Source organism: Vibrio aestuarianus, assembly GCF_012395185.1.
Taxonomy (GTDB): Bacteria; Pseudomonadota; Gammaproteobacteria; order Enterobacterales; family Vibrionaceae; genus Vibrio; species Vibrio aestuarianus.
Map to the genome: position 1 here is coordinate 18,679 of NZ_JAAZTU010000011.1, position 16,685 is coordinate 35,363.

Genomic DNA, 16,685 nt, shown 5'->3' on the forward strand with positions numbered 1-16,685 from the left:
CAATGCAAAACACGACTCGTACTATGCCTGCGCATAAACATGTCGCTCTCGTTGCTCATGATAACTGCAAGCCAGAATTACTTCGCTGGGTTAAAGAAAATAAAGAAAAATTGCAACGTCATTTTTTATACGCTACGGGCACAACCGGCAGTATGCTCAGTAAAGAAACTGGCTTGGCTATCAAAAGCATGATCAGCGGCCCTATGGGCGGCGATCAACAGATCGGTGCGCTTATCTCGGAAGGTAAAATTGATATATTGATCTTTTTCTGGGATCCACTCAACGCCGTTCCGCATGACCCTGATGTCAAAGCGCTATTACGAATTGCTAGCGTGTGGAATATTCCTGTCGCTACGAACCGCGCTAGCGCAAAATTTCTCTTTTCATCACAGCTAATTGAACAAGAAGTCGATATTGAAATTCCTGACTATCAGGCCTATCTCGCTGAGCGTATGTAACTGAATATTAAGTTAGCAACGTTGAGTTGAATGATAAACACTGCCCCCTAAATATAGGGGGCAGATCATTTCTGCTTCACAACAGGATAGTCACCCGATAACAATTCTCGCACGAACATCGAACCACTGCCGCTGTGTGTAATCCATACTTTCTCTTTAGCACGCGTTAACGCCACATAAAATAAACGTCGTTCCTCTGCATATGGGAAATCATCCGATGACTGAGCTAAAGCACCATCAATGTGCAACGCTTTGACGCGAGCTGGGAACTGGCCTTCATCGACCCCAACAATAATAACAAAGTCAGCTTCTTTCCCTTTACTTGCATGACAAGTCATAAACTCAATATCAAGCGAGCGATAATGGTTTTGCCAATCCTTGAGCAATTCAGGTTTGTGGTAGTGGTTACGTCCTAACAGCAACACCGATTTCGTCTGGCTGGCCTGACGATTTAATTGATCCAAGATTTTCTCAAGATTACTGCTTGGCGCAATAAATACCGACTTTTGTTTTTGCTGCTTAAAACTATTGAGCGTTTTGCGAATTTGGTTCGGATTCACTTGGATAAATTGATTCGCCACCGCTCCCAACTGATCATTAAAGCGATACGTCGTATCGAGATTATGAACAGTCGAGTGTGGGAACCGTTCGGTAAAGCCCATGGTTAAGTCGACATCAGATCCTGCAAATTGATAGATGGATTGCCAATCATCGCCAACTGCGAACAAATTGCATGTTTGAGGGTTTTGGTCACACAAAGCTTGGATCAACGCCATACGTTGCGGCGAAATATCTTGATATTCATCAATCATGATAAATTTCCACGCCGACTTAAATTTGCCTTTTACAACATATTCAGTCGCACGGCTGATCATAATATTGAAATCAATCTGCTTCTGTTCTTTCAACATTTGTTGCCATGCTTGGTAGCAAGGCCAGCACAATGAAAGCTCGCTGTTAAGGCGCGTATAGTCATGGTGATCAATCAAACGTTGTTGTAGCTCTTTTTTCCCAAGGCCAAGCATCGCAAGTTGATCAAGTTGCTTTTCAAGCCACGCAATCAGCTTTGGATTTTCAACATGACTGCCTAGCTCATCATCACCGGCCAAATAAGCAATCGGCCAATTCGATAAATGCTTTTGCCAACGCTTGAAATTGGTTGGCGTCATCCAATGTTTTTTCAACCAGTCGACGCACCACGCTTGTTTTAAGTTACTATCTAAAGCAATCGGTGAAATAACAACATCACCATCTTCAACGTCATTTAGAATTTTCAAACCCAGTTGATGGAAGGTGTTAACACGCACCTGTTCAGCCGCCATACCAATACGAGCATCAATCCGCTGCTCCATTTCCTTTGCAGCATCACGACCAAATGCCACTAAAAGTAGCTCTTCAGCTTGAGCAAGGTGACTTTGCAGCAAATACGCAACACGTGCCGTCAATACACTGGTTTTACCTGAACCTGCGCCTGCTAAAATAAGGTTGTGATCATCATTAAGCAGCACTGCATATTGTTGGGAAAGATTGAGCGGTGAACGCTCTACTTGAGAAAATAACACTTCCCAATTTTTGCGCTCTGTTTCTAACCAACTTTGGTTACGCTCGGCGATACACGTTGACGGTTCCGTTAACCACGGCAATAACTTTTCAATTGCATCGGGTAAGCGCTGGTGAGCTTCTGTGAGATTCATCCCCATCGTCTGGAAATCATCTTCAACTTGAGCAATCCATGCATTTAATAAAGAGTGGGGCAAAAATGAAGGTAAACGCTTAAGGCGTTCAAGTTCGAGCTCCCAACGAGGCAAATACTGGCTCAACTGTAAACACTGATGATGATGCCACTCTTGATAAGCGGCCACAGCAGTATGAGCAAACTGACGACATTGCGGCCAGGGTAACCCTTGTACTAACCAAGACTGCTGAATATCTTCTTCTTCATGAGCAAAAAACTGTAATGTTCCCCACACTAAGCCACGTTTAATTCGAACCTTACCGTTCCAAACATTAAATGGAATACGCTCTTCACTAACTGTGGAAGCAATGATCAAAAGTTCATGCTCTAGTTCAACTTGGTGGTATTCATTTTGAATTAGGTATTGTGCAGTCTTATTTGCGCTTAGCTGCATTGTTTTATGCTCTTTAATGACGGTGTAAGTATGATATACCAATCACTGTGGCCATTGAAAAATTAATGTCAATACTGCAATGCTTCTTTTCTCAGCAAGTAGTCACTTTTCTTTATTTTGATCAGGGTCTTAGTTTAAGCTTCTGCTACACTAGTTTTTTATTTTTTATATGTTGAATAACCGTGCAGCTCTCAAGCAAATTGCGTCTACATTGGGCGAACAAAACAGTCAATTACAGCATTCTTATACTCCTCACCCTATTAGGAGTGGTGATACCAGCTTGGCATTTCGACTTAAATACTTGGATAACACCGCTTATTCTGGGCGTTATTGCAGCGGCATTGGCGGAAAGTGACGACAGTTTCACTGGTAGGATAAAGTCACTAACACTAACTTTTATCTGTTTTGCGATTGCGGCGTTTTCGATCGAATTTTTGTTTCATACACCAATCTTGTTCGCTATTGGGCTTTTTATCTCAACCTTTGGCTTTATCATTCTCGGAGCTATTGGTCCTCGTTATGCCAGTATTGCATTTGGTTCGCTACTCATTGCCATTTACACCATGCTGGGCGCACATCAAAGCGTTAACCTCTGGTTCCAACCCGTGCTGCTATTAACTGGATCAGCTTGGTACTATTTTATGTCGATGATTTGGCACATCATTTGGCCAATGCAACCGGTACAACAAAGCTTAGCCAACGTATTTTTGCAACTAGCGAACTACCTTGAGTCAAAAAGTCATCTATTTCATCCAGTATCAGACTTAGTTCCACAGCCGCATCGTATTGCCGAAGCGAATCTAAATGCTGCGACTGTCACCGCTTTAAACCAATGTAAAGCAACGCTACTAAGTCGTTCAAAACGTGGGCATATTGATGGCGCTAGTGACCGCTTTCTAAATATCTATTTCTTAGCGCAAGATATCCATGAACGAGTCAGCTCAACCCACTATCGTTATCAAGAATTAGCCGAGCATTTCGGGCGAACAGACGTTCTGTTTCGTTTTAAATATTTATTGGAAACACAAGCAACCGCCTGCCGCGACATTGCCCAGTCTATCCAACTGGGCCGTAGCTATCAGCACCGTTCGGAATCCGTCATCGCGTTAGACGAATTACAAAGTTCTCTCACTCATCTGCAAGAGCAAAAATGCTCCGACTGGCGCATGCTGCTTGCTCAACTGGGCTACCTGTTCAATAACTTAGCGACCGTAGAAAAACAGCTGAGCAACGTCAGTAATCCAGATATAAACAAGCCAGAAGAGGGCGTGCTGGATGATACCGAAGCGCATACATTGAAAGCGATGTGGTTGCGGGTAAAAGCTAACTTCAATAAAGATTCGATGTTATTTCGCCATGCCTTGCGTATGTCTATCGCACTGACTATTGGCTATGCCATTATCCAAGGTTTTAATATTGAGCGAGGCTATTGGATCTTACTGACCACTCTATTTGTCTGCCAACCAAACTATTCGGCAACACGTCAAAAACTCGCTGCTCGTATTATCGGGACGCTGGCTGGCCTGTTTATCGGTGTGTTACTGCTCACCTTGTTTCCCTCACAAGAAAGCCAATTGGTCTTTATCGTTTTATCTGGCGTGATGTTCTTTGCTTTCCGACTTAATAATTACGGATACGCTACCGGTTTTATTACCCTATTGGTTTTATTTTGTTTTAATCAATTGGGTGAAGGGTACGCGGTAGTACTGCCAAGGCTAGCTGATACGTTGATCGGCTGTGCATTAGCCGTTGCCGCAGTCGTCATGATTTTGCCAGACTGGCAATCCAAACGGTTACACAAAGTGATGGCTGAAGCGATAGATGCCAACAAAACGTATTTAGGGCAAATCATTGGGCAGTACCGCATCGGTAAAAAAGATAGCTTGAGCTACCGAATTTCCCGCCGAAATGCTCATAACCAAGATGCAAACTTAACAGCAGCTATTAGTAATATGCTGGTAGAACCAGGAAAATATAGAGCCGCTGTCGATGAAAGTTTCCGTTTTCTTACCTTAAACCATGCACTGTTGAGTTACATTTCAGCACTCGGTGCTCACCGAACGCGCATTGAAGATGAAACAACCCATCAATTGGTTTTAGAAACGCACCGCGTTATTCATCGTCATCTAGACATATTGCATAAGCAACTGTACGAGCATTGTGATGCATGTGATACCAGTGACATTGAAGATTCAGGATTAGAAAAAAGATTATCTGAATGGCGCGAAGAAGACGAAAATTCAGCCAGAATGGTACTCCAACAATTGCACCTTATTTACCGTATGCTTCCGGAGCTTCACTCGTTAGCCAGTAAATTCGCCGTAAGAGTCAACTAACACTCTGTCACAAAAATAAGAGCGCCTCTAGTTAAGTGCGCTCTTACTTTTTCCTTGTTGTAAACTGACATTGTTCGGACAAAAAGACACCTATCCGCCAATAACCTAGATTAAGAAATTTCTTACAGACGCAGAGCAATGAAAGGAAATCAAGCTTATAGCAATCATAAGGACAATCATTTTTTTCTGGGAAAAGCCCCTATGACACATGTACAGTTTGAATCTTTAAAATCACAGTTGCATCACTTGACCCCTCAGCAACTGAGATCATTACAAAATGAAATCCAAAATTCACTTGAGAAGAGTTGTGACATCTTACTAACTGATGAAGAGATAAGTGTCATTTCGAGCTTATTTCGCAACCAATAGCACAGCTTGCTAAAATAGCAAACCAGACTTATGCTTGTAAGAGCAACGAGGGTGAGTCTATGGCAATATCAGCAGTTCATTCGGGTTATCAAATACTCAATCAGTCAGGAAAAATGGCTGATGAAGCGGCGCGTGAAATTAATATAGAGAAAGAGATCTCTCCCGTTGGTAAAGCCGATCAAGCCCTTTCTTTTAACAAAATCGAATATACAAGACCACCAGAAAAACCTCCGCAAGTAGATAGCTTAGTCAAATTAAATCAAGCAACCCAATACAGCCGCATTGGTACTAATGTCATTCAGCGAGATCAAGATATGATTGGTTCTCTGCTAGATATCCAAGTATAGCTTTCACCTCTCTCAAAAAATTAACATGCCGAGCAATAAACTGTAAGAGAAATTGAGCAAGCGTTGTGTTTACGCGCTTGATTAGTACAATGCCTGAAAATTCTTTATGACGATCCGCAATGCCTAAGTTAAATCTGCATCGACGAGACTATGTATCTGTTTTGGGTAATGACGTCTCTGCTCAACAATTAGAGCAAAAACTTCAGCCAAATATAGCCCGTCCGACACTGAAATTAACCCCAAGTCCTTATCTTACCGAGAAAAATGTACATCGCCGTTGGCAAGTACTTGATGAGCGAACGAACAAATCAGCGTTATTTGACCCTTCAACAGCACAAGATATGCTGTGCTATAGCAAAAATATCGAACATTTTATTGGTACAGTCAAAGTTCCGGTGGGTATTGCAGGCCCATTACGAGTAAATGGCTTGTTTGCCACAGATGATTATTTAGTCCCACTCGCCACAACAGAAGCCGCTTTGGTTGCTTCCTACAACCGTGGAGCCAACCTCATCACCGCAGCTGGTGGCGCTAGTGCTATGTTACTCAATGAAGGAGTAACTCGAACTCCCGGATTCGCTTTCTATAATCTGGTTGAAGCTGGTCAATTTGTCGCATGGCTAGTGACACAATATGATTATTTTAAGCAAATAGCAGAATCGACCACTTCACACGGCAAACTCACTGATATCAACGTCAATATTGAAGGCAATCATGTCTACCTTGTGTTTGAATTTTTAACGGGCGATGCGTCTGGCCAGAATATGGTAACCATTGCTACCAATGCCGTATTTCAAACCATTTTAGCCACAACACCTATCGCGCCAGAATATGCGTTTCTTGATGGCAATTTATCGGGTGACAAAAAAGCAAATAGCCAAACTTTGCGCAGTGTACGAGGTAAAAAAGTAACGGCTGAAATTCACCTATCAGCATCTTTAATCAACAAGTACCTACATACTACCCCACAAGCCATGATGCAGTTTGGTCAAATGACAACCGTTGGTGGTGCACTCAGCGGAACCATTGGTATTAACGCTCATTATGCCAACGCCCTTGCCGCTCTTTATATTGCATGTGGGCAAGATGCCGCGTGTGTTGCTGAATCAGCGGTGGGCATGACTCGTATGGAAGTCGATAAAAATGGCGATTTATACGCTAGCGTAACGCTGCCAAATTTGATGATAGGAACAGTTGGGGGCGGAACTGGCCTACCAAGCCAAAAAGCGTGTTTAGACATTCTCGGTCTGCACGGCACAGGGCAATCACAAGCGCTAGCAGAAGTTGCAGCAGCACTTTGCTTAGCTGGTGAACTTTCTATTGTAGGCGCATTTTGCGCCGGGCATTTCTCACGCGCGCACCACAAACTCGCCCGCTAACAAACTAGCGCTCTCACGCTTTCAGTACTTATTTTTATCAGGCCCTGCCATTACGCAGGGCCTTTTTTGTATTTCGGATTCAATTCAAACAATGATCAAGATCAAAATAAAAACACAAAAAACTAACCAAAACACTCACTTTATGTTTTCATACGAACATTAAAGAATAAAAACGAAAACAAAGGCATGCTCAATGAACAATATTTCTGTTTCAAACCCTAATGATAATGAACATGATGTGCTTGATCTTATTGTTGTGGGTGGTGGTATCAACGGTGCTGGTATTGCGACTGATGCTGCCGGTCGTGGACTGAAAGTTGGCTTATATGAAGCACAAGACTTTGCCAGCGCAACATCGTCAGCCAGTTCAAAACTCATTCATGGTGGCTTGAGATACCTTGAGCACTATGAATTTCGCCTTGTAGGAGAAGCCTTAGCAGAACGAGAGGTTCTACTTCGTAAAGCACCGCATATTGCCAGGCCAATGCGTTTTCGTCTGCCACACCGTCCTTTTTTAAGGCCTGCATGGATGATTCGCGCTGGCTTGTTTCTCTATGATCATTTGGGTAAACGAACATCACTTCCTGCGAGTAAAAAAATAACCTTGGAAGCTGGCAGTGTGACAAAACCTGACATGAAAGTGGGTTTTGAGTACTCAGACTGCTGGGTAGATGATGCACGTTTAGTTGTGCTAAATGCGATGCAAGCTCGTGAACTCGGTTCTGAGGTAAGAAATTACTGCCGAGTTGAATCAGCCAAACGTGTCGGTGACTTGTGGCAGGTCAGCTTGTTTGATGAAAGAACGCAAACCCATTTTGTGCGTCAAAGTCACGCTTTAGTCAATGCGACTGGGCCATGGGTAAAGCAGTTTATTGATGATAAAATTGATATTAAATCACCTTATGGCATTCGATTGATCAAAGGTTCACATATCATCGTGCCGAAAATACACGATGAAGAACAAGCTTACATTTTGCAAAATGAAGACAAGCGGATCGTCTTTGTCGTTCCATACCTTGATCAATACTCAATGATTGGTACAACAGATGTAGAATACCAAGGCGACCCCCGTCAGGTGGCTATCAGTGGCGAAGAAAAGCGCTACTTACTGGAAGTCGTCAACAAGCACTTTGTGCACCAAATTGGGTTAGAAGATATAGTTGCTGACTTTAGTGGCGTTCGACCACTTTGTGATGATGAATCTGACTCACCACAAGCGATCACTCGTGACTATACTTTGTCTCTTGATCAATCTGCTGATAACGCGCCTCTTCTGTCCATTTTTGGTGGTAAACTAACCACTTATCGTAAGCTAGCCGAATCGGCAATGGGTCATTTAAAACCATTTTTCAATCAAATGTCCGGTAGTTGGACCGCTGACAAAGCACTCCCCGGCGGGGAAGATTTTTATCCAGTCCAACTGAGACAACATCTTGAACAACAGTTTCCACAACTAGAAAGCAGCACAATCAAACGCTGGGTCACCAATTATGGTAGCCATGTTAGAGTGATGCTTGATGGCGTTAATAGTGCGACAGAACTCGGCATAGATTTCGGTGAAGGTCTCTATCAACAAGAGGTTGATTATTTGGTCCACTACGAATTTGCGGCTACCGCCGAAGATATCGTCTGGCGTCGCAGTAAGTTAGGATTAACGTTAACCAAACCACAACTTGAACAGCTCGAAGATTATCTTGTTTATTTGCAGCAAGATAATGATAAACGCATCAGTGCCTGAAAGTTAATGTGGATAGGTGGTAGATGATTTGACGCAAGCTCTTAGAAACCTCACATTCTAAGAGCTTTTTCCTTGATCTTAGTAGTCCGGAAATACATCACGAGTTATAGTTAATATATGTCAATGTAGCAGCGTGACGTCAATGCCGATACCAAATACAAACCTAATTGAGTTACTCCGGCTTCTCAAACCCGGTATGAAAATGATGGCTAATATAGAATTCGGACCTGAAGATTCTTATAGCTTTTCGACCTCGGTTGTTGGATATAAGCGAGATCGCTACGCGTTGCTCGATATGCCAACCAAAGTGCAAGAAGACTTAGTAATGCGCAAAATAGTCAATGTCCAAGTCACCCTTCGTGGCATTTGTGACACTGAGTTTGGCCATATTCTTGCGTTTAAATCGACAATCATTCGCTCGATGTCCAAACCTATAGGGTTACTTTTTATTCGCTTCCCCAACCATTTTGTGACCAAAGCAATTCGAGAGCATGAACGTTATAAATTGTCGCTTCCTGCTACGATTACTGACAATGAACGAAAAATAAAGGCAAAATTGGTCGACTTTTCCATTTCGGGGTGTGCTCTGTTTATCACAACAACTAACGACTTAGAAAAAGAAACGATAATTAATGTGAAGTCAGCTTTAACACCGCTACTACCTAGTGATTTAACCAGCCAAATTATTAGCATTCGTTCTCACGAGAATGGATATTTGGTTGGTGTTAAGTTTGCACAACCAATCGAGATGACACCTGAACTAAAACAAGAAGTGCTCGAACACTCTTTTATGGCAGGCTTAACTTCTCAGGTTACGATTTAAATTAACCCGTTGTTGCTGAAAGTGACTAAATGCAGCATGCAGTGCTTTTTCTTTGATCGGTTTGACGATCACATACTCAGCGCCAGCCTTAATAAACGCTTCACTGGTTGACGGCATGCCATCGGCAGTACAAGCATAAACTGGCGTATCTAACCCCAATTCATACTTAATCAATTGTGTAGTCTCCACACCGCCTAAGTATGGAAGTTGGTTATCCATGAGAATAAGGTCTACCCTATGCTCCTTCAAATAATCAATTGCTTGTAGACCATCTTCAACCCAAATCACTTCCATTTTATATTTCTTGCAAAAAGCTTGGGCAATAAAAGCGTTGGTATGGTTATCTTCAACAAGTAAAACTTTGATCGTACTTTCAAACATGTTGCTTGGCAGTACGCCTTCAGCAGTAAACGCATCATGGGAGGCATGACCTAAGGTAAGTGGCAACTCAATATAAAACCGCGTCCCCACACCAAATTGACTTTCAACGCTAATGCAACCACCTAACATCTCAACCAAACTCTTCACTATCGCAAGCCCTAAACCACTTCCTCCATATTCACGAGTTGTATTCGATTCTGCTTGCATAAAGGGCTCAAAAATTGATTCAAGATCTTGTTCTTTAATGCCAATGCCAGTATCAGACAAAGCAATGTGCAGATAATCTAAATCGTTGACTTGCTTGTGAAGAAATTCGACGCAAATAGAACCTTGATGGGTGAACTTGGTTGCATTATTTAACAAGTTAAAAAGAATTTGGTTTAAACGCACCTGGTCACTATGGATAACCATATCTGATGCAATATTTCCTTCGATCTTGAAGTCGATCTTTTTCGCTGCACAAAGTGGGCGATAGATACTCTCAACCGCAGAAATCACTTCAACCAATTTAAAATCAGCTTCTTGAATCCTAAATTGACCTTGTTCAATTTTAGAAAAATCGAGGATATCATTGAGCACCGCCAGTAAATGCTCGCCACTATTGCATAGCACATCCACTTGCTCACACTGCTCTTGGCTATGAACGGTTCGTTTGAGTAATTGTGATACCCCTAAAATACCATTTAATGGCGTTCGCAGTTCATGACTCATTTTTGCTAAGAATTCGGCACGAATTCTGGCCGTTTCTTCCGCCTCTTGCCTTGCAAGGCGACTCTGTTTGGCTGCTTCAGCAATGGTCGTAATATCCTGTCCTTGGGTAATGATCGATTCAATTTTTTGTTCAAACACTATTGGCGACAAATTCCAGCGGAAAACTTTATTCCCCACCTCTACATTCACTTCACGGAAAGTTTCTTCTTTCGCCGCTTGGCGTATTTTTGGTTGTAGCTCCAATTGTAAAGCGTCAAATAGACACTCCTGACTCTCATTCAGGTGCATAAAATGCTTTTGCGCAGACGGATTCATTTTGATCGGTTGACCATCGATGTCCCATACAATAATGGGGGAAAGTGAGAAATTGAACAGATCTTCAAACTGCTTTTCTTGCTCAGACAGAAGCTTAAAAGTGTGCTCTAGTGTTCGTCCAAAATGATCAAATTCATAAATTTTGGAACCTGAAAATAGTTCATAACTACCAATTTCTGCCGCCTTGTGGGTGTAAATCATCAAACTACTGATTTCGTTCTTAACTCGTCGGTGTAGCCACCAGCGAGTTAACACCGATATACACGCCATTGCAATTAAGGCGAAAACCATCCAAAAATAGAAATTATCGCGTAATTTGAGTACACTCTCATTACTTTGAACACTGAGCACATCAATATAAATAGGCACACCTTCAATCGTCAAATTAGTGCGACTAACGATAAGCTCTTCAAAATCATCTTGGTTGATGCTATCAGCGAACACATCATTTTCAGAGTAGATTTCATTGCCGTTGAGTGTTGAAGCTAAGACATTTTCACCAGCCGTAATGAGTAAGTTTTCTGAGTTACTGCCATCTCGTAATGTTTCAGCTAGTATGAAATTATTATTCAACACAGTAGCAATATGCAGTAAACCAACCACTTCACCAGACACCAAATCAATAATTGGTGAACGCCTAGCCATCAAATAAATCGACCCAGACTTAATCATATGCCAGTTGCTACTGAGCGCAATCTTACGGGCCATTTTCGCTAAATCTAGTCGTGCTATACCATAAAATTGAGCGTTACCATCTTCCCATATCAACTCATCAACATTCGAAATAAAGCGAATATCTGGAGTATTGATAGGTTCAAGCTGATCTACTCCTAGAAAGTAGAGATCCAATAATTGATTACTGTCTTGGCGGATGGCTTTCACTAAATTAGCATTCTTTGCACTGCTATCTTGATTAATTTGTAACAATGACAGTCGAAAATTAAACAGATTTTGAATCAAACGAGAAGTTTGTACCGCTGTTCGCTGCACTTCTTGAGCAATGATATTGCTGCTGATCTGATAGCTTTGAAATAACACACTCAACGTCAATATACCGATCACAGCAATAACCGACTTGGTAATCAGAGTGGCTATTTTCTGCTTTTTTTTAACGCTGCTAGATCTTAAACTCATCGTCAGATCAACCGTTAACGGTCTGAGTAACGAAATGCACGTTGTTTGAGCATTTCAATGTGCTGAGGTGGAACATCTTGGGTGACCACTTCAAAACCTCCCGAATACACTGTCGGAACGGACTTACCTTCTAGATCCCACTTGATGGCTTCAGCCATCGCAACACCTGTATCATCATTGATACGCATCACAGTGACATCAAGCGTTCCATTTTGTATCGCTTCTAGTTCAGCCGATCCCCCACCCCAACCGTTTAATTTAATATCTTCTCTATGATGAAGTTTCAAAGCATCCATAGCACCTAATGCTACATCAGTAGCACAAGCGTATATAAAGTCTATGTTTGGTGTTTTTTCAAGAAGAGCCATGGTGGCATCAAACGCACTCTCGCGAGTTGCCTTGGTATAAAAGGAAGAGACTAACTGATAGTTATCATCGTGGGTCATTTCTTGAATAAAAGTATCTCCGCGAGCATCACTTACATACCCTTCAGAAAAATAAAGCACAGCATAAGAACCTTTAGCCGGTATTGCTTGCTTATAGTAATCCGCTAGCTGCATTGCACCCGTTTTATGATCAAAACCCACATACATAAAAGGTTGTCTATCAGCCCAGCTTTTCAACGGTGTGGTGATATTTTGCAATATGATTTTAGTTTTTTTAGCACTTTGAATTTGCTCAATAAACTTACGGTGGCGAGTGGTGTCGAGGGTGAAAATCAAATAATCGGACTTATTTTTAATCGCCTCAATCAAAGAAAGGCTTTGTTGGCGAATATCAACATTAGGGCGAGTAAATACCTGATTAATTTGATAGTTGATGCCTAATTCATCTAATCGCATTTCAAATGCTTTGATATTACGGATCCAATAATCAGAAACTTGCTGTCCAGGGTACACGACCGAAATATTAACTGGCTTGGTTTGCTTTTTAGAAAGTGGGATCGGAGCATGACTGACCGTTTCAGTCATCTTGTTAGTTAAAATTTTTTGCTCTGGATTCAGATCCAAAAACTCTTGATACTGCCAGTAACCATTTAAGAGTTGAGCAGAAGCCTGAGCCGTCATCAGTAATGCAAAACTTAAGACTAAAAAATTGAGCAAAATTTTTTTCATGGAATTCTCTATACCAGATTCAGAATTTAAACAAATAATGATCGACTTAACCCTGATAAAATATACAAACGCTGCTGTTTTATATTTCACAAAACAAAATGCAGCATATCGTATTGATTATCAAACATGTGTTATACAAATGATAGTGCAAGCCTTCAAAAAAACTGGCTTGCACTGATAACTGCTCAATTACCAAGCACCATTTATCCGATCGATTTAAAAGGTAAAAGCTAAATTACCTGAAACACCAAATTGGTTGTCTCCCGCGTAGTTACCTGCAAGATCAAAGCTCACTAAATCCCCCGGACTGATGCCAATACCAAAAGTAAACGCATCATCTAATGTATCTTCAAGATCCATTTCATAACCGGCTCGTAATTGCACCCACCCCCAAGCATTCCCTTCTACCCCAAAACGTAAATATTGTGTGTCATCTTTTAGATTTTTGAATCGCTCTTGTTTAGTCGCATCAATGTCGATAGCAGCCGAAAATAATTCTGTGACGTATCCACCAGAGAAGGTAACCTGCGTATCAAGTTGATAGGCGCTGATGCCATCAATAGTTTTCAACTCCTGAGCAAAAAGGTCCTTAACGGCGACACCAATACGAAAGTTATCTATGAGCCAAATAGCACCAAAATCGAGATTAAAAGCGTTATCGTTGGTTTCACTCTTATCATAATCTGACAAGTCAAAATCTTTGACCGAAACCGTTTGCTTGTAGGTTCTAAGCTGTTGAATTTTAGGGGTGATACCAAATGATAATTGCTGACCAGCCAGGCTATACATTTTAGCCATGGCCACACCAAATTCAGAATAACCAAACGCAATTAAGTCAACCGTTGAGTTTTGGTAGCGGTTTTCAACAGCAGCGATACTGTCGCCACCATTGGCAGCAATGTCTGACCGAGAAATAACTTCAGCGTAGCCACGTGCAAAAATATTCAGCGACAAAACATCGAGTGGAACAGCGACCGCCATGCCAGCACCGGCAGAAACCGCCAAAGGTTTATCATCAGCTAATTGATCTAGGTAATTGTTCAATTGTGTGACATTACTCTGATTAGGGTTACTGGTGTTTTCGAAAGTCTTGATGCTGTCTTGTAAGTCGTCAATTGTCTCGAGGCTTTTGTCAGGATCTCTTGCAGTTGCACCAATTGCAGGAAAAAGCACACCAAAAGTATCGCGGTCACGGTAGACCGCAACCAGTGCTGGGTTATAAAACGGGGCAATTAAGTAGTCCGCAGTTGTGACACCAGTATTCCCCATGCCATTACCGCGCGCATCGGCTACTGTATTCGCAGATTGTACAGATGCCGAAGACAATATAAGCAATGCTACCACAGACCATTTTTTGTATGTATCCATCATTATCAACCTTGTTTTAGTCGTCCTATGAACAAGGTTAATACAGTTTTACAATTCAGACACAAAATTAGAGGATGCAGCTCTCATTTTTACTTAGGAAGGGAGATCTGTCGGAAAATAAAACGGTTCTTGGGTTATAACCAACTGTTCTTTTTGTCGTTTGTTGAGCTTTTTTATCGCTAGCTCAATTTTGAGAGCGTGGCTTTTACTACCTCCTAAACTCTGTGACCACACCAATTGCAACGGCCCCTTGCCACGTAATGCCTTAGCACCTTTACCCGCTTGGTGCTGGGCGAAACGTCTTTTAATATCAGTCGTAATACCGCAGTACAACGACTGATGACGAGTCCTAATCAAATACACCCACCAATTAGAACTCATATCGTACGATTCAGGCATTGCTTAGATTAAACTTTCAACTAGCGTTCTTAAATCTTCCAATTCAGTTTTTAATGCATTAACTTCTTGCTCTAATTCATCAATGCGAGACGTATCAGCGTCAGTCGATACAACGCTATGGGCTTGTGAAAAAGCGTCTAAGTCAACTTCACCCGAAAACAAATGTTGGTAGCGTGACTCACGCTTACCAGCTTCACGAGGTAATTTTACGACCAAAGCTCCAGACTCACGACTGGCTAGGCTATCCAATACCGCTTCGACTTCTTTTACATCCGTAAAATGACATAAACGAGCAGTACGAGTGCGTAATTCCCCTGGTGTTTGTGCCCCACGCAACAACATACAACAGACTAATCCAAGTTCTTGCTCCGTCAGTTTTAGGTCACCAAATTCGGTGTTACAAAAACGGTGCTGAAATTTACTTACCCGGCTATTGAATGCACTTTCATCGCTAACTAAACGACGAGCAACCAAGCCTTCAACGGCATCTTGTACCTCTGCATCGCTTAAAGATAATACTGGTTCACGGTTACTTTTTTGGTTACAAGCAGTGGTTAAACTATTGAGGGTTAATGGGTAATAATCCGGAGTTGTGACTTCTTTTTCGATCAAACAACCAATGATCCTTACTTCAAGGGGAGAAAGCTCAATATTCATTATCATTTCCTTCTTCTAAGGGTGATTCCCTTATTATCACCACGCTCAATGCTCTAGCAACAGTGAAATACGGGTCACATTCCCATTTTCATCAATCATCACTATTTTAGCGCGGCTTAGCTCTAATTCAGTCATTTCTAGTTTTTCACGCTCACTAACATAAGCTTCGCGCAATTTGACATTATGATGTGACTCTTCTGGTGCGTACTCAATTTGTGGTACTACAATTTCTGAAAGTTGCATCTTTATATAATTACATTGTCATCTGAAGCGCACATCATATAGCGCAAAACCTTATCAGTACAATCACTAGTCGTTAGTGTGGCTATTTATTGGTCAAGTTAACGCTAGGATTGATCTAAAGACTGTTACGAGGCCGCCCAATATGATTTAATCATTGGCAGTCTACATTTAAGCTAGGAAGAGAACTTATGAGTATTGTATTTGAAATCGTTAGCCAAGCTCGCCGTAAAAACAAGCTAAAGCGTGAACTGCTAGACAACGAAAAAAAAGTTCGCGACAACCGTAAAAGAGTAGAACTTTTAGAGAACCTGCTTGATTACATCAAACCTAACATGACTTATCAGGAAATCATGGAAATCGTCACTAACATGAAAGCCGATTATGAAGATCGCGTTGATGATCACATCATTAAAAGTGCCGAGATTTCAAAAGAACGCCGTGACATCAGTCGTCGTATTAGCGAACTGACTAATCAAGATAAACAGATGACACAAGGTAAGAAATAAAGCGAACGCTTTTCTATCTTTTAAAACCCGCTTTAATGCGGGTTTTTCTTTTTTGAATAATTCACAAAATCAATCAATAATTATATCAACAAAAGCTGTGATTATTTTTATGTGAGAGGCATTAAACGTTTGCGTAATCGCTAACCTTCACCGAACCTGATTTTGAGCCTTTCATCACAGATTAGCTATTGCTATATTTATACACAGTTAAACAATTATGACCATTCGAGGCAGGGAGCTTCCTCAATTATCTCACGACGAGAAGATTGGTACCGAC

14 protein-coding genes are annotated in these 16,685 nt (G+C 41.6%); 7 read left to right on the forward strand and 7 right to left on the reverse strand.

Annotated elements, in window-relative coordinates:
- The first annotated feature begins 2 nt into the window (after window positions 1–2).
- Complete coding sequence (locus tag HGG78_RS07140; RefSeq protein ID WP_053310561.1) at window positions 3–458, forward strand: methylglyoxal synthase; 456 nt, start codon at window positions 3–5, stop codon at window positions 456–458.
- A 65-nt stretch (window positions 459–523) separates the two neighbouring features.
- Here HGG78_RS07140 and helD read toward each other — a convergent pair whose 3' ends face one another.
- Entirely contained in the window at window positions 524–2,587 is a 2,064-nt protein-coding gene (gene helD, locus HGG78_RS07145) for a DNA helicase IV (RefSeq protein WP_172532442.1), read from the reverse strand.
- Between the two features lie 182 nt (window positions 2,588–2,769).
- Between helD and yccS the strand changes: the two genes are divergently transcribed.
- The 5 genes from yccS to HGG78_RS07170 all read left to right on the forward strand — a co-directional run bounded on the left by yccS (window position 2,770) and on the right by HGG78_RS07170 (window position 9,579).
- Window positions 2,770–4,923: a YccS family putative transporter gene (gene yccS, locus HGG78_RS07150; protein ID WP_172532443.1), complete on the forward strand. Its 2,154-nt coding sequence runs from the start codon at window positions 2,770–2,772 to the stop codon at window positions 4,921–4,923.
- Window positions 4,924–5,351: 428 nt separating this feature from the next.
- Window positions 5,352–5,639, forward strand: a complete 288-nt coding sequence (locus tag HGG78_RS07155) for a hypothetical protein (protein ID WP_053310557.1) — start codon at window positions 5,352–5,354, stop codon at window positions 5,637–5,639.
- A gap of 119 nt (window positions 5,640–5,758) precedes the next feature.
- Window positions 5,759–7,018 (forward strand): hydroxymethylglutaryl-CoA reductase, encoded by a 1,260-nt coding sequence (locus HGG78_RS07160; RefSeq protein ID WP_053310556.1) that lies wholly within the window; start codon window positions 5,759–5,761, stop codon window positions 7,016–7,018.
- Window positions 7,019–7,220: 202 nt separating this feature from the next.
- Window positions 7,221–8,756 carry a glycerol-3-phosphate dehydrogenase gene (gene glpD, locus HGG78_RS07165; protein WP_422108879.1) on the forward strand — a complete coding sequence of 512 codons (1,536 nt, stop codon included), beginning with the start codon at window positions 7,221–7,223 and terminating at the stop codon, window positions 8,754–8,756.
- Window positions 8,757–8,898: 142 nt separating this feature from the next.
- On the forward strand, window positions 8,899–9,579 hold the full coding sequence (locus tag HGG78_RS07170) for a PilZ domain-containing protein (protein WP_172532445.1): 681 nt from the start codon (window positions 8,899–8,901) through the stop codon (window positions 9,577–9,579).
- Here HGG78_RS07170 and luxQ read toward each other — a convergent pair.
- From luxQ to HGG78_RS07200, 6 genes are all read right to left on the reverse strand, one after another.
- Window positions 9,556–12,120 (reverse strand): quorum-sensing autoinducer 2 sensor kinase/phosphatase LuxQ, encoded by a 2,565-nt coding sequence (gene luxQ, locus HGG78_RS07175; protein WP_172532446.1) that lies wholly within the window; start codon window positions 12,118–12,120, stop codon window positions 9,556–9,558. The genes HGG78_RS07170 and luxQ overlap by 24 nt on opposite strands.
- 14 nt (window positions 12,121–12,134) lie before the next feature.
- The gene (locus tag HGG78_RS07180) at window positions 12,135–13,235 is read right to left on the reverse strand and encodes an autoinducer 2-binding periplasmic protein LuxP (RefSeq protein ID WP_172532447.1); all 1,101 of its coding nucleotides are present in this window, start codon (window positions 13,233–13,235) and stop codon (window positions 12,135–12,137) included.
- 216 nt (window positions 13,236–13,451) lie between these two features.
- A complete protein-coding gene (locus tag HGG78_RS07185; RefSeq protein WP_172532496.1) occupies window positions 13,452–14,603 on the reverse strand; it encodes a conjugal transfer protein TraF in 1,152 nt (383 codons plus the stop codon).
- A 93-nt stretch (window positions 14,604–14,696) separates the two neighbouring features.
- Complete coding sequence (locus HGG78_RS07190) at window positions 14,697–15,002, reverse strand: GIY-YIG nuclease family protein (RefSeq protein ID WP_168524527.1); 306 nt, start codon at window positions 15,000–15,002, stop codon at window positions 14,697–14,699.
- Window positions 15,003–15,005: 3 nt separating this feature from the next.
- Window positions 15,006–15,659, reverse strand: coding sequence for a YceH family protein (locus tag HGG78_RS07195; protein WP_172532448.1), 654 nt, complete (start codon window positions 15,657–15,659; stop codon window positions 15,006–15,008).
- A 45-nt stretch (window positions 15,660–15,704) separates the two neighbouring features.
- Window positions 15,705–15,902, reverse strand: a complete 198-nt coding sequence (locus tag HGG78_RS07200) for a hypothetical protein (RefSeq protein ID WP_053310547.1) — start codon at window positions 15,900–15,902, stop codon at window positions 15,705–15,707.
- 188 nt (window positions 15,903–16,090) lie between these two features.
- Between HGG78_RS07200 and HGG78_RS07205 the strand changes: the two genes are divergently transcribed.
- On the forward strand, window positions 16,091–16,408 hold the full coding sequence (locus HGG78_RS07205; protein ID WP_053310546.1) for a DUF496 family protein: 318 nt from the start codon (window positions 16,091–16,093) through the stop codon (window positions 16,406–16,408).
- Window positions 16,409–16,685: the final 277 nt, after the last annotated feature.